20 protein-coding genes and 1 pseudogene are annotated in these 25,680 nt (G+C 39.1%); 12 read left to right on the top strand and 9 right to left on the bottom strand.

Annotated elements, in window-relative coordinates:
* Positions 1-14 precede the first annotated feature (14 nt).
* The 4 genes from DXB58_RS19105 to DXB58_RS19090 all read right to left on the bottom strand — a co-directional run bounded on the left by DXB58_RS19105 (position 15) and on the right by DXB58_RS19090 (position 6,422).
* The gene (locus DXB58_RS19105; RefSeq protein WP_122137903.1) at positions 15-863 is read right to left on the bottom strand and encodes a DNA/RNA non-specific endonuclease; all 849 of its coding nucleotides are present in this window, start codon (positions 861-863) and stop codon (positions 15-17) included.
* Positions 864-982: 119 nt separating this feature from the next.
* A complete protein-coding gene (locus DXB58_RS27975; RefSeq protein WP_199487991.1) occupies positions 983-2,971 on the bottom strand; it encodes a DUF6359 domain-containing protein in 1,989 nt (662 codons plus the stop codon).
* Positions 2,972-2,991: 20 nt separating this feature from the next.
* The gene (locus tag DXB58_RS19095) at positions 2,992-3,846 is read right to left on the bottom strand and encodes a DUF5689 domain-containing protein (RefSeq protein ID WP_122137902.1); all 855 of its coding nucleotides are present in this window, start codon (positions 3,844-3,846) and stop codon (positions 2,992-2,994) included.
* Between the two features lie 47 nt (positions 3,847-3,893).
* Positions 3,894-6,422 carry a TonB-dependent receptor gene (locus DXB58_RS19090; RefSeq protein ID WP_004299561.1) on the bottom strand — a complete coding sequence of 843 codons (2,529 nt, stop codon included), beginning with the start codon at positions 6,420-6,422 and terminating at the stop codon, positions 3,894-3,896.
* A 200-nt stretch (positions 6,423-6,622) separates the two neighbouring features.
* Between DXB58_RS19090 and DXB58_RS19085 the strand changes: the two genes are divergently transcribed.
* Both DXB58_RS19085 and DXB58_RS19080 read left to right on the top strand, forming a co-directional pair.
* Positions 6,623-7,648, top strand: a complete 1,026-nt coding sequence (locus tag DXB58_RS19085) for an endonuclease/exonuclease/phosphatase family protein (protein WP_122137901.1) — start codon at positions 6,623-6,625, stop codon at positions 7,646-7,648.
* Positions 7,645-8,796 (top strand): DNA/RNA non-specific endonuclease, encoded by a 1,152-nt coding sequence (locus DXB58_RS19080; protein WP_122137900.1) that lies wholly within the window; start codon positions 7,645-7,647, stop codon positions 8,794-8,796. Before DXB58_RS19085 ends, DXB58_RS19080 begins: the two co-directional genes overlap by 4 nt.
* A gap of 156 nt (positions 8,797-8,952) precedes the next feature.
* Here DXB58_RS19080 and DXB58_RS19075 read toward each other — a convergent pair whose 3' ends face one another.
* The 5 genes from DXB58_RS19075 to prfB form a co-directional block, all read right to left on the bottom strand.
* A complete protein-coding gene (locus DXB58_RS19075) occupies positions 8,953-10,245 on the bottom strand; it encodes a DUF4010 domain-containing protein (protein ID WP_032853303.1) in 1,293 nt (430 codons plus the stop codon).
* Positions 10,246-10,304: 59 nt separating this feature from the next.
* Complete coding sequence (locus DXB58_RS19070) at positions 10,305-10,772, bottom strand: CYTH domain-containing protein (protein WP_122137945.1); 468 nt, start codon at positions 10,770-10,772, stop codon at positions 10,305-10,307.
* A gap of 119 nt (positions 10,773-10,891) precedes the next feature.
* Positions 10,892-11,944: a porin gene (locus DXB58_RS19065; RefSeq protein ID WP_122137899.1), complete on the bottom strand. Its 1,053-nt coding sequence runs from the start codon at positions 11,942-11,944 to the stop codon at positions 10,892-10,894.
* Positions 11,945-12,179: 235 nt separating this feature from the next.
* The gene (locus DXB58_RS28370; RefSeq protein WP_004299554.1) at positions 12,180-12,314 is read right to left on the bottom strand and encodes a hypothetical protein; all 135 of its coding nucleotides are present in this window, start codon (positions 12,312-12,314) and stop codon (positions 12,180-12,182) included.
* Between the two features lie 84 nt (positions 12,315-12,398).
* Positions 12,399-13,515 (bottom strand): peptide chain release factor 2 gene (gene prfB, locus DXB58_RS19060; RefSeq protein WP_122137898.1). Its coding sequence is split into 2 segments (ribosomal slippage): positions 12,399-13,451 and positions 13,453-13,515, totalling 1,116 coding nucleotides; the frame shifts between segments, so codons are not numbered across the junction.
* Positions 13,516-13,610: 95 nt separating this feature from the next.
* Here prfB and DXB58_RS19055 point away from each other — a divergent pair.
* From DXB58_RS19055 to DXB58_RS19010, 10 genes and pseudogenes are all read left to right on the top strand, one after another.
* Entirely contained in the window at positions 13,611-13,859 is a 249-nt protein-coding gene (locus tag DXB58_RS19055; protein ID WP_122137897.1) for a hypothetical protein, read from the top strand.
* Between the two features lie 69 nt (positions 13,860-13,928).
* On the top strand, positions 13,929-15,161 hold the full coding sequence (locus tag DXB58_RS19050) for a site-specific integrase (protein ID WP_122137896.1): 1,233 nt from the start codon (positions 13,929-13,931) through the stop codon (positions 15,159-15,161).
* Between the two features lie 22 nt (positions 15,162-15,183).
* Positions 15,184-15,579: a hypothetical protein gene (locus tag DXB58_RS19045; RefSeq protein ID WP_122137895.1), complete on the top strand. Its 396-nt coding sequence runs from the start codon at positions 15,184-15,186 to the stop codon at positions 15,577-15,579.
* A gap of 769 nt (positions 15,580-16,348) precedes the next feature.
* Entirely contained in the window at positions 16,349-16,576 is a 228-nt protein-coding gene (locus tag DXB58_RS19040; protein WP_122137894.1) for a helix-turn-helix transcriptional regulator, read from the top strand.
* 3 nt (positions 16,577-16,579) lie between these two features.
* The gene (locus DXB58_RS19035) at positions 16,580-19,981 is read left to right on the top strand and encodes a helicase-related protein (protein WP_122137893.1); all 3,402 of its coding nucleotides are present in this window, start codon (positions 16,580-16,582) and stop codon (positions 19,979-19,981) included.
* Between the two features lie 2 nt (positions 19,982-19,983).
* Complete coding sequence (locus DXB58_RS19030) at positions 19,984-23,235, top strand: DNA methyltransferase (RefSeq protein ID WP_122137892.1); 3,252 nt, start codon at positions 19,984-19,986, stop codon at positions 23,233-23,235.
* A gap of 13 nt (positions 23,236-23,248) precedes the next feature.
* A complete protein-coding gene (locus DXB58_RS19025; protein WP_122137891.1) occupies positions 23,249-24,217 on the top strand; it encodes a DUF3644 domain-containing protein in 969 nt (322 codons plus the stop codon).
* Positions 24,218-24,221: 4 nt separating this feature from the next.
* Complete coding sequence (locus DXB58_RS19020) at positions 24,222-24,653, top strand: hypothetical protein (protein ID WP_122137890.1); 432 nt, start codon at positions 24,222-24,224, stop codon at positions 24,651-24,653.
* Positions 24,650-25,279 carry a hypothetical protein gene (locus tag DXB58_RS19015; protein WP_233527323.1) on the top strand — a complete coding sequence of 210 codons (630 nt, stop codon included), beginning with the start codon at positions 24,650-24,652 and terminating at the stop codon, positions 25,277-25,279. The genes DXB58_RS19020 and DXB58_RS19015 overlap by 4 nt, the downstream gene beginning before the upstream one ends.
* Positions 25,280-25,300: 21 nt before the next feature.
* Positions 25,301-25,636: pseudogene (locus DXB58_RS19010) on the top strand (virulence RhuM family protein); the annotation flags it as partial.
* Positions 25,637-25,680 lie beyond the last annotated feature (44 nt).

Genomic DNA, 25,680 nt, shown 5'->3' with positions numbered 1-25,680 from the left:
ATTAACGGAGGATCTTATTCCAATCCCGGCCACGCTTTTGTTGAGTAAGTAGCTTCAAGTGCATTTTCCAGATTATCATTTAGACTCGGAAAGAAATCGATTCCTGTTTTTTCTTCCAGTTCGTCTATTGACAATGCATAGTCAACTAACTTTGTTGATTTCGGAGTGTCGGTATGCTCCATCCAAAAAGCGATCGCTTTGAATGAATCTCCTTTTTTAAACAGCAAAGCCATATAATAATATTTAGGAATGGGTTTGCTAAGGTCGTTACTGATATATCCTCTGATCTGATCTTCCTTATCAATCGTTCCTCCTTTTACCACATATAAAGTATCTGAAGATGTACAGCTACGTCCCCATGATTGCACCTGTCCCTCCAAAGTCAACCATATACCTGTATTAAATTTATTCCGTTGAGGACTCATATTCGTGTAATAGAAGGTCTGTTCATTCACCTCACGTGAATAAAGTCTGTCGGCAGAGGCACAAAGATGCCCTCTATCATAACCTTGTTTTCCAAAATCTGCTTGCACACGTTGGTATTGTGAGCCGATAGCAGGATCAGCATCAAAAGGCTCATCACTACGTGATACATTTTGCTGTTTTGTTTGATTGTCAAATCGAAAGGCAATCCAACGGGAATGTTTCTTACTCTTATCGTATTCCATACTGAAAGAGGTTACTTTCTGCCCATTGAAAGTAGTAGAGTGGGTTATGAATACATCGTTTGCACCATTGCGGAGAGCTGGAAGTTCTACGATGCCGGTGGCAAAATTATTGGAGTCGTCATTCTCGCCTTTATCACAAGCATAGAAGCTTATACATAATAGACTCAATAACAGATATTTTTTAAAATATTTCATATTTCAATTCTTATGATAATCTACGATACATATTCCTATATAAAAGGAAAAGAAAAAAATATCTCAAAGAGAAAAAACATTCCCTCTTTGAGATATTTTGCTATACTAGCCTAGTATTATTACTTTACCTTAACGCCAAAGACTGCTCCACGTTCTTTATCAGTCGAAAACTTAATCTTAGAATTAGCCGTAGTACCAATTAAAGTATATTCGTGATAGTCTGTATCAACAACAGGCACAATTGTAAAAGCACTTCCCGAACCTGAGAAACCCGTATTCGCCGTCAAACTCACCGTCTTTGAAACCTCACCACCTTCAAAAGTACCTCCACCTATAATTTCTACAGTTAGACTTGTATCATTCTTACCAGTCCAAGCAACAGAATAAAAAGACAATTTTGTCTTTACAGCTCCTAAAACTTCGGACGTCCAGGTTCCAGCAACACCACTTTTCCCCAATTTTAAACTAGCAAAGGTATTTACAGTGCAATTATAATAAAAATCAACTTTAGAGTCAGAAGTAGTAGGCATAGCGATATTACTTTCGTATGGATCTAGCGCAGGATCTGGATCAGGTTCTGGCACCTCTCCACCGCCAACGATTCCACCATCTTCAGTTTTCAAACTTGCATCATCTATCAACAAGTCTTTTCCTGGGTTTTTAGAATTCATTACAACCAAACATATCTTTTTTTCCTCTGTTAAAGTAAACGTATAACTTTTTGTAACCCAGTCTGTATTAGCTATATCATTTACATATTCAGCATCATATTCATAGTTTCCAGCAACACCTGCATCATCAATTGGAACATACCCCAAACGAGCGCTAGCCTTATCTGCCGTAGCAGCTTTAAAATAAGCAGAGAACACATAAGTACCAGCCTTCAATGTCATTTCTGCACTACCAAGACGCTTATTTTGCGTGTCACCCTTTACCAAAACAGAATATGTACCAGTGCGCTTATCGGTAGACTGTTCAAGAGTTGCATTACCTGCGGTAGATACAGACTTCCAACCTGTCGGATATCCATCTACCCAATTTTCAAATCCTCCATTAGTCAATAATTCAGTACCTTCTCCCGGAGTTTCTCCACCACCTTCACCAGCAGCAACTTTCAAATTATAAATATACCATGTATTATTTGTTCCTCCTGCCAGATTCTTATATACAAAAGCGATTTGTGCTTTCTTTCCAGCATAAGCCGTAAGATCAATAGTAGTAGTTACATGATTATCACGACCATTAGAGTAATTAGAGATAACTAAATCAGTCCAATTTGAAGCATTTTCCTCTCTAGCCTTTAACATCAACTCTTCAGGTTTACCTTCACTATAAGAAGAATGTTCAAATGTCAATGTAGCTTTACTGATAGCAGTCATATCTAAAACAGGAGAAAGGAACCATCCTTCTGCCGGAACATTTGTAGTACCGTTGTATGAACTGGAAGTAGCAGCAGTATATTTTTTACTATAATACCAAACATCTCCAGTTAAGCCTTCACTTACTTTATTTTCAACAGTAAATCCTGCAAGATCTGAAGCAAATGATACGGAATAAGGTTGATTTTCCGTAATCGTAGTACTGCCACCCGGAGTCGGGTCGCCACCATCACCAACATCTTTACCATCCAATGTTGCCGCAGTTGTGCTCTTCACTCCCGGAAAGCCATAGAACTTTTCCAATGAACCCTGAATAGCAAGAATATGTCCTAAATTAGCAGCATTGTTCACAAGATTCAATTTTGTAAGCAATTCTGTTCCTGAGCTTAATTGTACAACAACGCAATTCTTTACGTTTGTTTCTGTTGCACTTGCAGCTATCAATAAATTATTGCTTGCTGTAAATGGCGCTGCAAACTTTGCACTTCCAGAGGGATCTTGATAATTTTCTATAGTACCTACAATATATCCTTCTGCCCAAGCAATTGTACCGTCTTGTTTCTTTTGTACAGCCTCTATACTATATGGATTCTCTTTTGTACCATCACCCGACAACCCCGGAACGTCACCTTCTCCCAATATATCATAAGGAGCCGGTACATCACTACATGAACTAAATGTAAACACTGCAAGCAGCATCAAGAATAAAGCATTTAGAATCTTTTTCATAATTATATATTATTAGTTTATTATTTATTACGTTTCACATCATTACTAGTACGAATAATCAACTGCCATGAAGTATTGTAACGAGTTAGTATGCCAGTGACATCTAAAGTCCCTTGTGGAAGAACATCATTAGAAAAGTTAGCATAGATGCTTGTATGGGCAACTGCTTTGCTTTTTGTTCCATCTGCATAATTTATATCACGTTCCACAAAAGACAGATTAGGATTAGCCACATCTTCTTCTGCTGCATAAGTTACAGTCCCATTTGCATCAGGGAAAGACACATTCTTTAGCTTTACAAGTAATGGAGCACGTTTCATATCCACTGCAGTCAATTCGGCTGCTGTAGAAATCTCCAAAGGTTTCAATTCATCATAGAACAGTTTCGGTTCATTAATCAAACGTACACGCTGCTTCCACACATATTCGGGCATACGTCCTACTTTCCCATCATAAATAGTTCCGATCTGTGCAAGTTTACGGTAACTGCCTATTTGTAAGCCTTTACAATCAATTACGACCTTCTGACCAACTGGACAAAAAGCATACAAGCCTGTTGTGTTCACTCCTACAATAATGGCGCCTGTCTCGTCACCAATAACGAGTTGCTTGTATATATTACCGCTTTCATCATCACCAATAACCACTCCTTCGATACGTGTTTCACCTTCGATAGTCGTATAAGTATCTTTGCTTGTATCGATGAAATCATTGTATTTCTCTTTCAATGCCGCTATTGAAATCGTACGTCCTTCCGGGATCGAATTATTGCCATAAGCATTTCCCGTCACCGGATCATCATAGTTCTCACAGGAAGTGAGACCTGCGCCACATAGCAGTAATCCGGTACATAATATAGATAGTAATTTCTTCATAATTGTTTCTTCCTTTCTTTTTGTTTTGGATTGATAACTACACATTCTTAAAATCTATAACCAATGTTCAAGAAAGCATTGAACGGGAATGCGTAGAAATACTTAGAATTCTTGGAAAACTTGTAAACACGTGCGTCACCGTCTTTGTAATTATCATCACGGTTTTGTTCGAAACCACCTGTACGCAAATCTGTATTGTTCAGGATATTAGTCAAACTTAAATTGAGACTAATGCTCTTTCCATTGCGCAAACGGATATATTTTCCAATAGAAGCATCCAACATAAATCCGCCATCCAGTTTCTCCTGACCCGGTACATTGAGAACCGGATTTCCGTTAGCATCTACACCGGCACCATTCTTATCCAATACACTGCCAAGACGACGATAGCTTGAGAAATCGATATATACACGATCATAATAATTTCCTGTCAAATTGAAGAACCAACCTTTTACGTTATAATCCAAAGCAAGACTATAAGCAGAAAGCGGAGTGCCATTGGCACGCATACCTTTAGCATAAACACGGTCGAGGTTTGATTCATTCTCACTTTCATACGTCAATACAGCATCCGGATTATTGGTATACTTAGCTTCGCTCCAAGTACCGATAGCTGTTAATGACAGCTCACTTGTCAATTTAAAGGTAGCAGCAGCTTCTATTCCCCAATGTTCCTTTTCAATACCGTTCATAGAAAGATAAGTGAAACGTGCTTCGCTATCGTTATAGAAAGCATCCATTTCTACTTGATTCTGGAAACGAGTGTAATAACCCGTCAAACGTCCCATCACCCAAGGAGTATTGAAGTTGTAAGTCAAATCACCACCAATGATACGCTCTGTTTTCAAATCTCTCACAAAGTCGTTCTTAATACGCGGAGCGATGAAAGAGTTGTAAGCCAGCGGTGCACGTTCTTCATATCCGGCATTCAACGTAAAGGAATGATTACCATTGATAGCCCAATTCAGGCCAGCTTTTATACCGCCTTCCAGGAACTTCGCCGTACCGCTACTACCAAGTGATTTCAATGGCGCACGTCCGTTTCTCATCAATCCGTCACGGAACATTTGTGTAGATCCGATTTTACCGGAAGCAAAATAATTTAATGATCCGCCATTATTACCCTGATAACGTACCCATGCGCTCTGCTTATTCACATAGATGTTATAGTCATAACCAAATTTATCACCTTCACCAATACGACGGTTAGGATTATCGAGGTCATTCTGCACCATGCTGGAACTAGCGCCATGGTCACGTACTGCGAACTTGTCGACATCCGTATAAAGCTGTCCGCCCAGCAAGTCTTTCATTTTCTTATAATGCATACCTTTGGTTGTATTCACTGCAATTCCGGCAACATAGCTATTGCGCTCATTCCATTGATGATTGAATACAGAACTCAAGTTGAAAGCTAACTGGTCGTCGTGACGTTCTTCCACATAATAAAGCGTCTCTTTACCTAATGCATTCGCTTGTTTATTGGCAAAATAAAGAGCATCCCAATCCAACTGACGATAAGCTTTATTATTCTTCCAATTATCAGTAACCTCATTAAACTGCTGCAGTTCATCGGCAGTAGGAACGGATTCCCACACGTCGAAGATAGAGCTAGGCAACTTTTTATAATAATCCGGGCGCGGATCGGCTGCATTACCATTCCAGCCTAAAGCACTTTTGCCATAATTGGAATATTTGAATCCGGCACTCGTCACCAGTTTCTTATTATCATCAATGGTGAAATTCCATGAAGCGATGGCTGATGGCTCGAACTGGCGTACAATACGCGCATTTCGTTTTTCTCCATTCTGATATCCCCAGTTCGGATTATAATAATGACTGTTTGCTAAATAATAGGCTTCTTCAGTTGCCGCCATTTGCTGCCCTCTCTCTGTAGGTGTTCCCCAAGTTGCCAAAGAGAGACTATGGCGATCATTGAATACTTTCTCTGCACCGAGGAAGTAAGAAAAAGAGTTGTACTTGATTCCTTCAATATTTCCCTCGTTACCCCAACGATATCCCAATGAACCGGTAAAGGCCCATCCATTATTCATCAGACCTGTAGAATAAGTATACATTCCACGCAAGATATAGTTGCGGTTACTACCTGATAAGGTGAGTTTTGAACCGGCCGCATATTGGCTGGCACGTAAATTGATATTGGAAGCTCCCCCTATGGCTCCGAAAGTAAAGTTGTTAATTTCAAAAGGACCGATCCCCTCCTTATTACGGGTAGCATCATTTAATCCTCCTATTAATCCGTAACTGAAACGTCCTGTTTCTGCATCATTAAACTGTACCCCATTGATATACATGTCACTATACTGGGAATCATATCCCCTCACACGAAATCTCATTGGGCTAAACAGATAACCTACATTTGACAGATAAACATCATTGTTAGAAGTGACCAATGCAGATGTGCTCTGTGCTGCATCATCATCCTCATTCAATTGTGATTCTGTAAACATGAAAGAAGCATTGTCCTCACGGGCGTTTTGCTTTGCCTTTTGCTGAGCAAAAAGTGCTGGCATTAAGCAAAATAGCACGATCGCTAACCCTAGTCGTTGTTTCATAATTTAATTTATATTAATGTTAATTGGTCTTTCGTTTTGCAATACAAATGAAATAAGTTGTTACGCAAAATAACAAAGAATTTTATAAATAACAATGTTTTTTACAAAAAAAGTAACTCGCAAGGGTGGGTTTTTCGTTTTCTTTTTAGATATTTGTCATACAAATGACAAATTACCCACTTTTAAAATCAATTTCAAAGATGAAAAAAAGCTTAATGACTTTAGGTGTACTCGCTCTTTTCGTCCTCATGGCCTATGGACAGGAAAAGAAATTTGCCCTCTACAGTGTAGCGTTCTACAATATGGAGAATTTGTTTGATACCATTCACGATGAAGGTAAGAATGACTACGAGTATCTTCCTAACGGTACTAATCAGTGGAATACGATGAAGTATAAGGCTAAGCTGAAAAACATGTCGGAAATATTAAGCCTGTTAAGTACCGACAAGTTGCCAATGGGTCCCGCCATTATCGGCGTTTCTGAAATCGAAAATTACAGAGTATTAGAAGACATACTGAAACAACCTGCTTTAGCGGACAGAGGTTACCAGTATGTTCACTACGAAGGAGAAGACCGACGTGGTGTGGACTGTGCTTTTTTCTATAATCCCAAACTATTTGAACTGACGAATAGCAAGCTCGTACCTTATGTATATATCAATGACACGATACATAAGACGCGCGGTTTCCTGATTGCCAGCGGTAATATTGCAGGAGAGAAGATGCACTTTATCGTCAATCACTGGCCTTCGAGAGCAGCGGCTTCCCCAGCACGTGAACGTGCAGGAGAACAGGTAAGAGCTATCAAAGACTCACTGTTAAGGGAAGACTCCGCAGCCAAAATTGTTATCATGGGGGATATGAACGATGACCCGATGGATAAAAGTATGGCTGTAGCACTTGGAGCTAAGCGGAAACCTGCTGATGTAGGTCCTACAGACTTGTACAATCCGTGGTGGGATACTTTGAAGAAAGGATACGGAACTCTGATGTACAAAGGTAAATGGAATCTGTTCGATCAAATCGTATTTACCGGAAATCTACTAGGTACTGACCGCAGCACACTGAAGTTTTATAAACATGAAATTTTCCGCCGTGATTTTATGTTCCAAAAAGAAGGGAAATACAAAGGATATCCTAAACGGACACAAGCAGGTGGTGTATGGCTAAACGGATATAGCGATCACTTGCCTACTATTATTTATTTAATCAAAGAAATGAAATGACAAAAGCATTATTTAAACTATTCATCCTGTTCATAACCTGTAGCACAGCAATCTCATGTAGTGAACAGGATTCTCCCGAACTCCCTGATAATCCGGGCAATACGAATCAAGAAATCGCCTCTATAGACCAAACGCAAATCAATGGAAACGGAGGTGGATTTATCATTCGTGTAAAAGCTGACGGCACATGGCAGGCTTCAAGTAGTGAGACTTGGTGCACGTTGAGTAGAACATCCGGCAATGGAAACGGCTCAATCAGCGGATATATGAAAGCAAATACCGGAGCTGAACGAAGTGTCATTATTACAATCACAGCCGGAAAAGAGGAGGCCAAATTCACACTCAAACAATTAGCAGGCAATGGTTCAAATCCAGATCCAGATCCTGATCCGGACCCTAATCCATCAGGGTATGCAGGAAGAATCGAAATTCCTAAACTGAAAGGTGGAAGCATGAACATTTTTCATACCTGGACAACTACAGAGAATGGAAAAAAGACTGTCACTTACAGTTATGAATACGATTGTACGAAAAAACATGTACGTTGGGTAGCATTGACTTTTGACAATGTGACTTCTCAAAAGAATGTGGATCGTAAAGACGATTATAAACCAGATACTAATATTCCGGCACAATACAGGACTGACAAACAAGACTACTATTCACCGTATAATAGAGGACACATGGTAGCTTCAAGTGACAGATTATATAGCCGTGAAGCAAATAGTCAGACATTCTATTATTCTAATATCAGTCCGCAACTAATAACCGGATTCAACCAAGGTGGAAGTACTTGGGATGCGATAGAGAACAAAGTACAGGAGTGGGCAAAGGTGTCAAATCCTCAAGATACAACTTACATTGTGAAAGGAACATCCATAGATTATGCAATACTGGAAACAGGTACGTATGGTGTCAAGATACCTAAATATTACTTCAGTACAATCTTATCTTACAAGAATGGACAGTACAAAGCTATTGGATTTTATATAGAGCACAAAAGCGACAAATCAAAAAATATTAAAGCATGTGCAAAATCTATCGATGAGTTAGAATCCATAACCGGGCTTGATTTCTATCATAATCTACCTGATGAGATCGAGACAGCAGTAGAAGCAAATTACAAAGAGAGCGACTGGTCTTGGTAAAGGCTCTTTCTACAAATATCCCTATCTATTAATATCAAGTAAAAATAGATAGGGATATTTTTATGGAATTATATACATGAGCATTTTATTCTAAAATAAATCTAAGAATCTATCTCGTCCATACAAATAACAGTTGTTTTATACCTAAAAGCCTCTTTAAATATAGAAGAACAGCAACAACACGAGATTACAAGCAATCACTACCCCGAATCCTCCCAGAATCCAAGGACGAAGTTTACTTCCTTTCCCAGCAAAGAATAAAGCATAGAACATGTTTACCATTATATTACTGATGATAGCCTGCATACTACAAGCAGTAATTATCAATGCAGCAACACTACCCGTATTTTGCAATAAGTTTAATATGAAAGGAGTGATATCACTAAAACCGGATACAAAAGAAAGGAGATTCAATCCGCCTGTACCTGCATAAACAAGTGTATAATGAGTTAAGAAAGTAAATATGACAAAGAGTACGGCAAAAATCAAAGCAACTTTAAATTCCAACGGATTGCTGCTATCATCCTCTTCCTCTTCAACAGGCTGGTCGTTGGAACGCTTTTGACGGGAATGAATAAACCAGGCCACAATAGCTGCCACCACTGCCATAGTCAATAGATACGGATAAATAGACAAGAAGATTTCTCGACTGAAAATAAGTATCAATATCATAAAGCGCAGAAACATCATACTGATAGCCAGTAACATGGCAGCAACATAATCAGTGGCTTCTTGCTCCGAGGCTTTCCGGCTTTTACGGGCAAGCACCGAGATAGTAGCCGTACTGCTATATAATCCGCCGATAATACCTGAGACTAATGTTCCGGATTCATGGAATACATATCGCTTTAATAAATAAGAAAGATAAGAAATACCGGATACCACCACTGTTGCCAGCCAGATAGAATAAGGAGTGAGATTTACATCCGGGATCAAATTCTTATGTGGAAGCATCGGCAAGATAATGCCACTGATAGCCAGGAACTTTGCCAACGTAATCATTTCATCATTCTTCATTCGTTGCGCAAATTCCGTAAAAGTATGTTTGAGCTCGGTCAGCAGAAGCACTGTCACGACCACCATGACATAAAACCAGGAAGGTTGGGTGGCTACGATAGGCGCCATACAATAAGTAATCAGAGCTATAATAATGGTAGTCACGCCAAAGACGTGAAATTGTGATTGCTTTACATAATAGTTTAATCCCAATAGCAATCCCAACACGGCTCCGCCTCCCATAAATAAACGCATATCCGTAGGGTCGAGTATATAAAGCAAGTAACCCAGTATACCGATAAAAGTAAAAGTACGGTCGGTTCCGAAAAGAGTAGTCTCACCCTCACGTTTCAGACTGATTCGACGCTGCGAAAGTCCGATTAGTAATGAAAACAAAGTAACTAAAACAAAAGTAACCAATTCACGCGGCACATAACCGTATAACTGTTCCATATCCATACACTGCTCTCTTTTTTATACTAAGAACAAATATACGGTTTATTTGTTAACGTTCACCACGTTTTATACGGTTTTTTCATTAGCTGTGAGTTATAGTAGCGTATATCTCCGGTTACCTCCTCACCAATAAAACCGGATTTCACAAAGACCTCATCTTCTGACTCAAGCTCTACTTCAGCCACGATAAGACCTTCATTCTCACCATAAAATTCGTCGACTTCAAATATATGCTTGCCACTGCGCACCAAATAACGGGTCTTGTCAATGATCCCCGGTTCGCAAAGTTTCATCAATTCTTCTGCTTCTGATAAAGGCAGTTCCTTTTCCCACTCATAACGGCTCGTACCGGAAGCATTAGAGGCTCCCTTTATCGTCAAATACCCCTTGTCATCCCGAATACGAACCCGAACAGTACGCCCACGAGCACTACTGATATACCCTTGTACAATGCGACTCTGCGCAAAAGCCAAAGATTTGAATTCACCGGTAACCAAAAATTTACGTTCTATTTCTTGTGCCATGACACAAAGATAAATTAAAAATTGAAAATTGAGAATCAAAACGCTGTAGTTTTCTGATACACGGTGTGAGGTATCAAACTATCATTTTTTAATTCTCAATTTTCAATTCTCAATTTATATCAGAATCTCGTCATGAATTCAATCACGATTTTATCCCGTTCCGATTCTTTAGGGATTCCGGAGTTCTTATAGAAATATTTTTCGAAATTCAGCCGGAGGTCGGCAATGAAGGCTTTGGAAAGACTTAATGTGATTCCACCTGTTACACGATGGCGAGCATAATCATTTATAATCAGGGCTTTTGTCGTTTCATCCATTTTGCCATCACTATGGTCGGTCATCATATCATAGCGAGCCAGGAAAGAAATTTTATTGAATATCTTTTTCAATGGCAAATCGTAATTAATAAAGCTATTCACTGCATGAACATCTTTGAATGTTTCATGCCCGTACATTTTATATAAATATTCCGCTTCAATATGAAAACGATCATTCTGATAATAAATACCGGCATCATACATATTAATACGCACATTTTCCGGTTTTATCATTTGGGTGCTGAGTGTCAGATTCCAGTTCTTATTAGGTAATAGCTGTGCTTTTATGGAATAATTCAGCGTTTTGTGCCATTCCTTTTGATTGGTCAAACCGGAGCCGTTGAATAATCCTCCTTCAAGGATAAAAGGGAAGCCACCTTTATTCGTATAGCCAGCCGTAAAACCAACGTCACGCACATTTCCTACTTGTTTAGCTATGAATGAGCGATTTGCAAAATACTGTTGATGTGGTGAACGGTGAGCGTCTATTGTGAAAGGAACGCGCATCTGACCAATCGTAAAATTCAGGTCTTTCACCGGAAAAACACGTGCATACGCATCGAGCATCTTGATAGAGCCTTCATCGGAAAGGTCGATTTCCGCTTTATAAGCAACTATCGGATGCACATTTCCCGAAACACTGAAGCGTGCATTACGTACTTCAAAACGGCTTTCACTTGTTTCTGTCTGGTATTCGTACTTTCCCCGGATTGTTCCGTGAATCTCCGGCAGATAATCCTTAAACTCCATGGTCTGCTTATCCAGCATCTTACCATCCCCTGCATCTTCTTTTGCCTGTCCAAAGGCCATTGTCGCCAGCAAAAGCATAACGACGGTTGTTGTGATTCTACTCATTTCAGTTGTCTGCTACTAAATTCACGGCAAAAGTACAACTGCGAGGATACACGGAGATGACAAATTAACTACGGGAAAATGACAGAAAAGTTACATTTATATTACAGAGAACACAAATGCATTACAAAACAAAGAGTTCGCCACAAATTACGCAGATTAACACAGATCGGATTTGATATTCATCCTATCAATAACCAAACAATCTGGGTTAACCGTATAGTTTGTGGCGAACTTATCAGCCGAAAAAGGAAAATGCGATCAGCATAATCAATGCCAAAATAATTAATGAGACGAACACTATTTTGACAACCTTCTGGGCTTGTTCTTCTTCTTTCTTACTAATTGCTACTTTTTTCTTCACCTTACCCATAATAGTTAGCTTTAAAGTTCAACGCTAACAAAGTAAGTACAAATCTATTAACTTTCCAAAAATAACTCTTGCTAATTTTATTTTTTATGATTCTTGTGAAGAAAACTCCATCAAATAAGCTTTGATAAAACCATCTATTTTGCCATCCATCACACCGTTCACATCCGAGGTTTGATAGTTGGTACGGTGGTCTTTCACACGACGGTCATCAAATACGTAGCTTCGGATTTGAGAACCCCATTCGATTTTCTTCTTACCAGCTTCCACCTTCGCCTGTTCTGCCATACGGTGCTGCAGTTCCTTATCATATAAGATAGAACGTAACTGACGCATTGCATTCTCACGGTTCTTTGGTTGGTCACGGGTTTCGGTATTCTCGATCAAGATTTCTTCTTCCTCACCGGTATAAGGGTCTTTATACTGATAACGCAAACGGACACCGGACTCCACCTTATTCACATTCTGTCCACCGGCACCACCGCTTCGGAACGTATCCCAAGAGATATTGGCAGGCAAAATATTAACTTCAATACTGTCATCTACCAACGGAGTAACAAACACAGAAGCAAAAGAGGTCATACGTTTACCCTGCGCATTGTAGGGAGAAACACGGACCAAACGGTGCACACCGTTCTCTCCTTTCAAATAACCATAAGCAAAGTCACCTTCGATATTGATAGTACAGGTCTTGATTCCGGCTTCATCCCCTTCCTGAAGGTTGGCAATGGTAGCTTTATAACCATTCGTCTCGGCATAACGCAGATACATACGCATCAGCATGGAAGCCCAGTCCTGACTTTCCGTACCACCGGCACCTGAATTGATTTTCAGCACACAATCCATCTGGTCGGCTTCATCACGAAGCATATTTTTGAGTTCGAGTGCCTCTACCGCCTCACTGGCTTTTACATAAGCAGCATCTACATCTTCCTCAGTCACCAGTTCTTCTTTATAGAAATCAAATGCCAGTTCGAGTTCGTCTGCCAGCGTTTTGAGTTCGTTGTAACCCTCAATCCACTTTTGCAGGTCTTTCACCAGTTTCATTTGAGCTTCGGCTCTCTTCTGGTCATCCCAGAATCCCGGAGCTTGTGTTCTTAATTGCTCTTCTTCGACTTGAATTTTCTTCCCGTCGATGTCAAAGATACCTCCTCAGCGCATCAGTGCGCTCTTTCACGTCTTTAAGTTGTTCAATAGTAATCATTTGATTTACAATTTTATTATTTACAAATTTCAGATATCGGGGACAAAGATAAGAACTAAAATTGAAACTTAGCGCAAAGCTCAGTAATAAGGCTGATGAATAGCGTTTTAAGCGAGAGGAAGGAGAGAGCAGAAAGCCATCCGAAACCAACAAAAAGCCAAGTGAGGACAGAGTTACATTACTATCCCGTTACTTTCTTTTGGCTGGCAGCAGGATTTAAGATGGTTTTCAAAGAGCTGATTTACATGGATTTCAAACGCTATTCGCCTGCAAATGTAACCGAATTTTCGAGAAAAGGAGGCGATAGTATGAAAAAAGAAGTAAATCCGATTCTTTTGCACTGATTGGCAGTATTTTGCGTATCAAGAAACAACTCTACAGGTAATAATTTTGCAATCAAAAAAATGTAGAGTATGAGATCAACATTTAGAGTCTTATTTTATCTCAAGCGCAATGCCACAAAGAAGAACGGGCTTGTGCCAGTCATGTGTCGTGTGACCGTAAACGGCAAAGTATCTCAATTCAGTTGCAAGCTGGATGTAGAGGAAAAATCATGGAATGTCGAATTGGGCAGATTATCCGGCAGAAGCCTCATTGCACAGGAAGGCAACCGGATGCTGGATAAAATCCGTGTGGGTATCAATAAAGCCTATCAGGAGATATGCGACCGTGACAATTATGTAACCGCCGAGAAAGTGCGAAATGCTTTCTTAGGGATGGGCATGAAACATGAAACCCTGCTTGCCGTGTTCAGTCAGCACAACGAGGATTACGCCAAACAAGTTGGCAAAATCAAGAGCGAGCGCAGCTATTGGAAATACTGCACCGTATACAACCACTTGTCCGAGTTTATCAAACAACGCTACAAGGTCAGCGATATAGCCCTCAAAGAACTTACCCCTGCCTTCATTACCGACTTTGAACTATTCCTAAGAACGAAGAAAGACCATTGCACCAATACGGTCTGGTCATACATGATGCCACTACGGAGAATCATCTATATGGCTATCAATAATGGCCGGTTGCAACGTGATCCGTTCTATGGGTACAGCATCACGAAAGAAGAAACTAAACGGGGCTTTCTGACGAAAGAGGAAATCACACTGCTTATCAATGGTACGTTCAAGAAGAAAAGCTATGAACTCATTCGTGAACTGTTTATTTTCTGCACGTTCACCGGACTGAGTTGGACGGATATGGCGAACCTCACAAAAGAGAATCTGGAAATATCCTTTGATGGTCATTTATGGATTAAGACCACCCGCCAGAAAACAGGCACGAAAAGTAACATCCGATTATTGGAAGTTGCCAAACACATCATCGAGAAATACGAAGGTATGGCGAAAGAGGGCAAGCTGTTACCCGTTCCCTGCTATCCCAACTGCAAAAATGGCATTAAAGTAGTCACAAATCACTGTGGTATAGAGAAAAACGTCACGTGGCATCAAAGTCGGCACTCATACGCCACGACCGTGTGCCTGTCGAACGATGTGCCCATTGAGACACTCTCTAAAATGCTTGGACACCGTAGCATCCGCACCACGCAGATTTATGCGAAGATTACAGCGGAGAAAGTCAGCCGAGATATGGAGAAGCTGTCGAAACAGATTGAACAGATGGAATCATTTATCTGTCAGGCAATTTAATCAACCATTAAAATAATAGACGATGAAAAGAGAAAAGATAACTATCAGCGAGGACGGTATAATTACTTTACCGAGTAATCCGACTAAAACTATTTGGATGAGGGACTTTGATATAGCAGAATTGTTCGGGGTAATGCTACCCACCATCAAATCCAACATACGGGCAATTCTGAAATCAAACGTTGTTGCAGAGGACACGACCAACGGCGCAACGTTGGTTGGTCGCAACATTTTACAGGACTATTTCGGGCTGGATATGGTTATGGCTCTTGCGTTTCGGATAAACTCGATGAATGCTCAGTTATTCAGAGATTTTGTGATTCAAAAAATGATATCGGCAATAACTCAAAGTGTTATACCCTTATATATTTCTGTAGGCAGAAATTTTGTGCAAAAACAATCTGAATACGTAAATTGAGACGTCTATACTTATTGAAGTCATTAAACCAATACGACAATACGTCTATACAACAGTATCATAATTCTTGTAATCGTGTCACTCATTTACGTTGAAGGGGCAAAGGTTGTTCCGTACGAGTGAATATTCAAGTTCAAGCCCTAACGGGTTACGGCTGAAATCTCCACACCTGCGCTATGCTTCGGGTTGTATTTCAGCCGTAAAACTTGCCTGTTCCCTCTCCCTGCACAGAGAAAAGCCCCTGCAACGAAAACGACCGACCCGACAATGACGCATAATTCTAAAAGCAAGCACATTCGCTGCACCGGAGTGCTTGCTTTTTTTATTGATTTTAATGCAACTCAACTCCCTTACCTCTAAATCTGCATAATATAACCAGCAGACACAGTTTGCTGATTGAATGTACTAAATACACCGGAAATAAAGCTAACTTTTCAATCCGTCCTAAAGGCGGATTTTGAGTTCATTTGAACTCAGCAAGGTGTCCTTTGAGTTACTCAAAGGCTTGTGGGTTACTCCCACAGCAAGGTGTGTATCGAGTTACCCGATACCTTTTTAGTTACTCTAAAAAGCCTTGCCCTGCGGGAGTAATCACCCTCCGAAGTCGGGCGATTTTGGTGATGGAAATCCTATAAGATAATGTGAAAATATACGAGCTAACATCAATCCGATTACAATAGCAAAAGAGGGACGACAAAGAGTATAATAGTTAGGCTATCAATTTTTTGCTAAATATTATACCATTTCCGGGAATAATCAATATCTTTACATGAAATATCAAGTTAGATCAGTCGACATGAAGCGTATCAATAGATTAAAAGTCGTTTTGGTAGAGAAACAAAGGACAGGCAAATGGCTTGCCGAGGAATTAGGGAAAGATCCTGCTACGGTATCGAGATGGTGTTCCAATTCTATACAGCCATCCGTCGAAACGTTCGCTAAAATAGCCGAATTGCTGAATATTGATATGAAAGAATTGTTTAATAGTAGTAAATAGATTATGGCAAGAATATACGATAATATAGAAACAATGTTTACTCCCGGATTGCAGGGGATCATCTCTAATGTTGGGGTTAAGAGAGTCGACTTCTGTGTTGGCTATTTCAATTTGAGGGGCTGGAAAGTAATTGTCAACGAGATTGATAACCTACAAGGTGATTGGATATACGAAAAGAAAAACGGAAACGATGAGCGTGTACTAAGGACGTGCAGGCTGCTAATAGGTATGCACCGCCCACCCGATGAGTTGATACGAGAGATGTATTCAACGATCAATAATAACCTTATTGATACTGAAGCTGTGAAGAAATGCAAACGTCAGATTGCAAACGAATTCCGCAAACAACTTACTATAGGAGTTCCAACTGCAAATGACGAGTGGACACTCAGACGGTTGTCGGCACAAATGAAAGAAGAATGTGTGGCTGTGAAACTTTATCTTAAAGAACCCCTACACGCTAAATTATATTTAGCACATAGACCAGACGACCATTTTAATAAGATTCAAGCTATCATGGGTAGCAGCAATCTTACTTATGGTGGGTTATCCGGGCAGGGAGAGTTGAACGCAGAATTTGGAGATAGCGATAGTGCTGAGAAATTTGCCACTTGGTTTAATGATAGATGGGAAGATAGATACTGCGTTGATATTACAAAAGAGTTAGTAGAAATAATTGATGAGAGTTGGGCTTCGGTAAATACAATACCTCCTTACTATATTTATCTTAAAACAGCATATCACTTAAGCCAAGAGGCACGAAGTGGTATCAATGAATATGAGCTACCAACTGAGTTTAAGGAAGATTTGTTTGAATTCCAAGAGACCGCAGTGAAATTAGCTGCTCGGCATTTGGATAAACGTGGTGGAGCAATGATTGGTGATGTTGTTGGTTTAGGGAAAACAATAACAGCCTGTGCCATTGCAAAGGTTTATGAGATGCGTAATTCTTGTAGTACCCTTATAATTTGCCCTGCCAATCTACAAGAGATGTGGAAAAAATACGTCATCAAATATGATCTTAAGGCAGATATTATATCTATATCCAAACGATTAGACTATAAGCAAATGAAGTATTACCGTTTGGTCATCGTTGATGAAAGCCACAATCTAAGAAATAACAATGGGGCAAGGTATCGGAATATACGAGAGCTAATAGAGTATCATGGTAGCAAAGTGCTACTATTGACTGCTACGCCATACAATAAAGATTTTAGTGATTTAAGTAATCAGCTTAAGCTATTCATCCGTGAAGATGCTGATCTAGGAGTGCAACCCGAAGAGTATATTCGCAGCCTTGGTGGAGCACGAGAGTTCTCAATGAGGCATAGCGAAGACTTTATACGCAGCATCAAAGCCTTTGAAAGAAGCACTTCTGCTGATGATTGGCGGGAATTAATGCGATTGTTTTTGGTAAGAAGAACTCGTACTTTTATTAAGGACAACTATGCTCCACTGGACAATGACCGCAATAGACGGTATTTGCAGTTTAGAGATGGGACTCGTTCATATTTTCCTGAAAGATTACCCAAAGCAATAAAATTTCCAACCGTAGAAGGAGATCAGTTTAGCAGACTATATTCTGCTGAAATGATAGACTTGATGAGTGGTCTCAGATTGCCTCGTTATGGCTTAAGCAGATATATTTCGGATAAAAAACAATCCGAAGCATCCGAAGTTGAAAAACAGATTCTTGATAACCTATCACGTGCCGGTGCTCGTATGATGGGATTTTGTAGAACTAATTTCTTCAAACGCTTAGATAGTAGTGGTGTCTCTTTTTTGATTTCACTCTATCGTCACATACTCAGAAATGCAATATTTTTATATGCAATTGAAAATAAATTACCTCTTCCAATAGGCGAAGAAGGTAGTTTGCCAGATGGCTATAGTGAAGATGACGATGAGGGTAATACCCTGTTTGAAAGTACTATTTCTGAAACGCAGAAAAGGGTTAAGGATGCAATTTCATTTTGTGATGATCATGATGAATATCTCAAGTTAGGGGAAAGGTACTACAAAAAGATTAGTGCTGACAACAGAAGTAATGTTTCTTGGATTAATAGCCAATTTTTCACTCGGACGCTTAAGCAGACCCTAAAACAAGATTGCGACACGCTAATCGCTATGATTAAACTATGTGGAGCGTGGCAACCGAAAGAGGATCAGAAACTCAATGCGTTAGTTGACCTGATTACTAAAACGCACAATGGAGAAAAGGTAATTGTTTTTACACAATTTTCGGACACTGCAAGCTATTTGGAGTCGCAGTTAGTCGCTAGGAAAATAACAAATGTAGGATGTGTAACTGGTAACACTGCCAATCCGACACAAATTGTAGAACAGTTCTCACCAATAAGCAATAAGGTAGAACATCCATTACCAATCGAACAGCAATATCGTGTGCTGATTGCTACAGATGTATTGAGTGAGGGACAAAACCTACAAGATTCACATATCGTTATAAACTACGATTTACCTTGGGCTATTATCCGTTTGATTCAGCGTGCCGGTCGCGTAGATAGAATTGGGCAGTCAGCCGAAGAGATATTCTGCTACTCATTCTTCCCTGCAGACGGTATTGAAAGTATTATTAGACTTCGCCACAGGTTGAATAATCGCATCAATGAAAGTGCTAATGTGGTAGGTGGAGATGAGATTTTCTTTGAAGGTAATGAGCAAAACCTAACGGATATATATAATGAAAAGAATGGAGTGCTTGACGAAGAAGAAGAGGGCGAGATTGACTTGGCTTCCCAAGCATTTCAAATCTGGAAATCAGCTACGGAAGCTAATCCGATATTAAAAAAAATCATCCCTAGTTTAAGTAATGTTGTTTATTCAACAAAAGCGAATACTCACGGCATGCTAAAAGAGGGGGTAATTACCTACGCAAAAACTCCTGAAGGAAATGATATGCTCACGTGGATGGATAAAAAGATGAAGGTTGTTACTCAATCTCAGCAAACTATCCTTAAAGCTCTATCTTGCTCTATGGATGAATCCCCAGTTAAAGCACTTGACTCTCACCATGAGATAGTATCAAGATCAATATCGATGATGCAACAACAGGAGGTGCGTACAAGTGGCATATTGGGGAGCAGATTTAGTACAAAGTATCGTCTTTATACCTTACTAGATGGGTATTGTAAGAACGAACAGGGATCTTTATTCTTTAAGGATGAAATAAAGCTTGCAACGGATGATATATATAACTATCCTCTATATGAAAATGCCAAATACATTTTAGGACAACAACTTAAAAGAGGAGCTCGTATTGATGACATTGTTGATATGGTGATTGAACTCCGAAAAAACGATGAGTTGTGTATCATCAACGAAGATGAGGCTATGCAAAGAGATCCTCAAATAATTTGTTCAATGGGCTTAAGTAATGTACTGTAATTATGAATAGAACACACTTTAATAACTATATTAAGTCAGCAGATTTCCGCATACTGTTCAATGAGTTAGGATGGGACAATGTCCGTAATACGCAGTACGACACTTCAATTGCCATTGACGAGTCTGACTTTGATTTTAAAGCCGTCGCTCATAAAAGTGGATTTTTAGTCTATACGTGTGAGGTCGATGTAATTCCTCAAAATGTACTATGTCGAAAAATAGATATGAAATTGCGTAGATATTCCAATGATTATATATTGATATTTACGCAACGAAATTCAGAACACCACCTTTGGGTAACACCAGTTAAGACTGTCGAGAAGCGTGATTTAGTTACGATTGAGTATACAGAAGCTACTAAGGCTGAGTTCCTATTTAGTAAGCTCGACAATGTAAGCTTTGAGATAGATGAACAGGTAACAATTGTCGATGTGACCGCCCGCATTCATCAAGCATTTGAGGTTAATTCGGGTAAGATTACCAAAGAATTCTATGCCGGATTCAAAAAACAGCATAATTCGTTTGTCTCTTTCATTAAGGGCATTGAAGTAGAAGGAGATCGTCAGTGGTATGCTTCGGTGATGCTCAATCGACTGATGTTTTGTTATTTCATTCAGAAGAAAGGTTTTTTGAATTTTGATGTAGACTATCTACGGAATAAATTAGAATGGTCTAAACAACAACGAGGTAACAATAAATTCTTTAGTAGTTTCTATAAAGGATTCTTGTGTGTATTGTTTCATGGTGGACTTAATAATCCGATCCACAACCGAGAGTTTGAGGCAATTTATGGGCGTATCCCATACCTTAATGGTGGTATGTTCGACGAGCACCAATTAGAGAAACAATACGAAGACATTGACATTCCCGATGAAGCATTCGAAGAGTTGTTTGAATTCTTCGACAAATGGCGATGGCATCTCGACACAAGGATTACGGCAACAGGTAAGGATATTAACCCCGATGTGTTGGGTTATATTTTCGAGCAGTATATCAATGACCGGGCTCAAATGGGGGCTTATTACACGAAAGAGGATATTACTGAGTACATAGGCAAGAACTGTATTATTCCTTTTCTTGTGGACGAGGTGGCAAAAACATCATCTGCAAAAGATTTTAAGGCAAACGGCTTTGTGTGGCATATGCTCCGAGATAGTGGGGATAAGTACATTTACAGTGCTGTTAGCAGGGGGTGTGATAAACCTCTGCCAGATTATATCGAACAAGGCATCGATACTTCCGCACCTAATCTTTTGGAGCGTCGAGTTAGGTGGAATGAGAAAACGCACGATGAATTGGCATTACCTACCGAAATATGGCGAGAGACGATTGACCGTCGGGCACGTTATTTCGACATCAAAAATAAAATTGCAGGCGGAGAGATTACTTCGATAAATGATTTTATCACCTATAATCTTGACATCCGCCAATTTGTGTATGACCTATTGGCTACAACTGAAGATCACCTTTTTGTAAAGCACTTCTATTCTGCTTTGCAGCGAGTAACCATACTTGACCCTACATGTGGGTCAGGGGCGTTTTTGTTTGCCGCGATGAACATTCTGGAGCCACTATACGAGATATGTATCGACCGTATGATAGAATTTAACGGCAAGAATGACAAGCTTTTTGCCGAGGAGCTCCACGAGATTGAGAATAAATACCGTAGTAATATTCAGCATTTTATCTACAAGAGCATCATCCTACGCAATCTATATGGAGTTGACATAATGGTAGAGGCTACCGAGATAGCTAAACTACGTCTTTTCTTAAAGATGGTTGCCGTTGTCGATGTGGATAGGCGTGCCGACAACCTGGGACTTGACCCGCTACCCGATATTGACTTTAATATCCGTTGCGGAAATACTTTAGTGGGCTATGCCACTAAAGAAGAGTTGATGAATGATATTGCTTTCGGGGACATCTTTGCTAAAGCTGAATTTGAGGAAAAGATAGAAATTGAGATGCAAAAGGTTGCAATGGCTTATGATATATTTAAGCATATTCAATTGAATCAACATGATAGTATTGAAGATTTCAAACGTGCCAAAGATGGTTTACAAACAAGACTTAGAGAATTGAATGAGCTACTGAACCAAAAAATGCATCATTCTGTTAGTGCTTGTACTTACGAAAAATGGCTTGCTTCTCATCAACCATTCCATTGGATAGCTGAATTTTATCAGATTATTCAAGGTAATGGTGGCTTCGATGTTGTAATTGGAAATCCGCCATATGTGGAGTATGGGAATAAATTGAAAAGTGTTTATGCTATTGATGCTAAGAAATACAAGACATTGTCTTGCTCAAATCTTCATGCTTTTATTGCAGAACGTTGCTTTAGTTTAAGTCACTTAAATACTGCAGTAGGTCTGATTGTTCCTCTTCCTTCCATTAACACTAACAGAATGGAGTCTTTGCAAAAAGTAATAAAATTATCCGAAAATCAAAGCACTTGGATCTCTGCGTATGATGAAAGGCCAAGTGGTTTATTTTCAGGAGTTGATCAACGTCTCATTATTGAAATAATAAGAAGAGGTAATAATCAAGGCTTCTTCACTACAGGGATTAACAGATGGTTGTCTGCGCATAGAAATTTATTATTCGTATCATTGCATTATTCTGAACAGAATAAGCAATCACAAAGTTACTCTGTTTCTATATTAAAACAAAAAGATAAAATTGAGACATCCATATTGGAAAAGTTTTATAAGAATAATCCTATTTCATACTTGCTATCAAATGTTGATAGCAATAATCGGCTTTATTATAGAACTGCTGGTGGAAGATACTGGAAAGTATTTCTTAATAAGAGTTTTGACACAAAAACAGCAAGTGAAAAATGTACTTCCTTTGCCGTATTAACACCAACTCAATTGGTTTCAATTTTAAGTAGTGATGTGTTTTGGTGGTACTACTCCGTACATTTTGATATGTTTAATCTAAAAGATTATATGATTTTTGGATTTAGATTTAACTGCGACAATAATGATGTTATTTCACTGCTTGATAAATTAGGTGACGATTATTTGCAATCGTTGGAAACTAATGCCAAACAAGAGATAATTAAATCTAAAACAAAAGGTCAAATCATGCAAAAACAATACTATGTGAGAGCGTCTAAACCGATTATCAACGAGATTGATAAAGTATTAGCCAAACATTATAACTTCACAGACGAAGAGTTAGATTTCATCATCAACTACGACATCAAATACCGCATGGGCTCCGAGCTCGATACTGATAACGAATGATAACTAAGAAAGCATGGGAAATCGAAAATTATGGTCTGTAAAGAATGAGCTTGCTGTAAAATCACGCGAAGCGATGCTCTCTGCGGTGCAAGTATATAACAATCCTAATATTCAATTTAAAGCAGAAACATTCATTGTTCTTGCTGTAATATCATGGACTTATCTTTTACACTCTTTTTATAAAAGTCAAGGCATTGATTATTGTTATTATAAGCAAAATGCAAATGGGCGCAAAAAATATGATAGGACAAAATATGGCGCAAAAAAACACTGGGAATTGGATCGATGTTTAAATGATGATGCGTGCCCATTAGATATTACAGTAAAAGAAAATCTCAAATTTCTTATTGGGTTGCGACATGAGATTGAACATCAAATGACAACTAAAATTGACAATGCGCTGAGTGCAAGATTCCAAGCATGCTGTATAAATTACAATAATGCTGTCAATTCATTGTTAGGTAACCAATTTAGTATTAGTAAATATCTATCCTTTTCTTTGCAATTTACATCATTGTCAGATCCCCAAGTTGAACAATTGACAGATATCGTTGGGTTACCGTCAAATATTGCTACTTATATTACAAAATTTGATGACGCCATTAATGATGAAATATATAACGACCCTAAATATTCATATAGAGTTTTATTTGTGCCCAAAACAGTAAATCGAAAAGGGCAAGCAGATAAAGTAATAGAATTTATTCCTGCAAACTCACCTGAAGCTGAAGGGATAAATAAAGAGTATGTTATAATAAAGGAAAAAGAAAAAAAGAAATATTTACCAAAGGCAATAATCAAATTACTCATTGATAAGGGATTTTCAAAATTAAATCAATACCAATTCACCCAATGCTGGAAGAGTATAAATGCAAAACGAGATAACACTTATGGCGTTTTAGTTGGTGGCAAAGAGTGGTATTGGTATGAGAATTATATTCCCATAGTTGAAAAATATTGCGTAGATAACGATTTGCGATAAAACTATGAGTATATCGATTAATGTAGCTTTTCTTGCCTCTCGCACCATCTCTTCAGAGTCGGTGTTGGGGTGCTATGACTGGGCAACAGAGCAAAAAAAGTTGGGGCGATGTGTGGTGAGCGGATTTCATTCTAAACTCGAAAAGGATGTACTCTATTTTCTACTCAAAACAAAAACACCCACAATTCTTGTTCTCGGTCGTGCTCCCTACAAAAAGTTACCGATAGAATTTGAGATTGCCGTTAATGAAGGTCTATTGCAAATAATATCAGTTTCAAACTCACCTCGGCAAACAGAGGTAGCTGCCAGATTGCGAAATGAATACATTATATCTATTGCCGACGAGGTTGTGTTTGCGTCACTCAATGAGCAAAGTTCTCTTTATCCACTATATCAACAAGCTAAAGCTGACAATAAAAAAGTAACGATCCTATGACTAAATTACAAAAACTATATAGTACAATCCAAAACCTAAAAGAATTAGGTTTGGAATTGGGTAATGACCTATTGAAGCAAACTTCCGAGTTGGAGCAAGAAATCATCAAAAAAGAAATTTTACCCGTCGTTTCTGAAAAGATAGAGCCGATTATCAATCAGATTCAGCGGGAATTGGTGTTGGTTGTTGATTATGTGCCGAATGAGCCTCTGAGTGTGCGTATTTCTCGCAAACGCAATTTTACGGAGCAGATGGAAACAATCGAGATTATACCCGATCCAAAGATTGAGCATAATATCGGGACGATTAAACGCAACTCACCCTCTAAAAGTGCGAAAACGAACCTGCGTGTAACTTTACCGAACGGAAAAGTAATTGAGAATCGTTTTGCATACGAAACATTACAAGAAGTTGTCGTATTGGCTGGTGTGGAGAAAGTTCGCACTCTCGGAATCGTTCAGTGTGGCGTTCCCCTCGTCTCTAATACACAGGATAACTTCTATAATCAGAAGGAGATTGGCAAAGGGTTATACCTGATAACTCATAGTTCAACCGGACAGAAGCGACAGCAGATTGAGAAAATATCAGAGGCATTTGGATTAAATCTCAAAGTAGAAATTGTATAGAGCCATAGTTACATTATACGCATGGAACAAGAAAACGAAATAATCATATATCAGTCTCAGGATGGTACGATAAAAGTCGATGTACTATTCTCTGAGGAGACGGTTTGGCTGACGCAAACGCAGATCGGCTCTCTGTTTGGAAAGGCTAAATCTACGATAAGTGAGCATATCAAGAACATCTTCGAGGAAGGAGAACTGAATGAGACTATGGTTGTTCGGAAATTCCGAACAACCACTCAGCATGGTGCGATTGAAGATAAGACTCAGAGCCACGAAGTTAATTATTACAATCTTGATGTTATTATTTCGGTTGGCTATAGGGTGAAATCCGTGCAAGGTACGCAGTTCCGTATTTGGTTATGAAGAGTTGGAGATTATGTAATGTTAGATTTATAAATAGT

This window comes from Bacteroides sp. OM05-10AA (genome assembly GCF_003439055.1).
In the GTDB taxonomy this organism is placed as follows: domain Bacteria; phylum Bacteroidota; class Bacteroidia; order Bacteroidales; family Bacteroidaceae; genus Bacteroides; species Bacteroides intestinigallinarum.
Note: the sequence above shows the minus strand (reverse complement) of the source record. Positions and strands in the feature narration are given on the sequence as shown.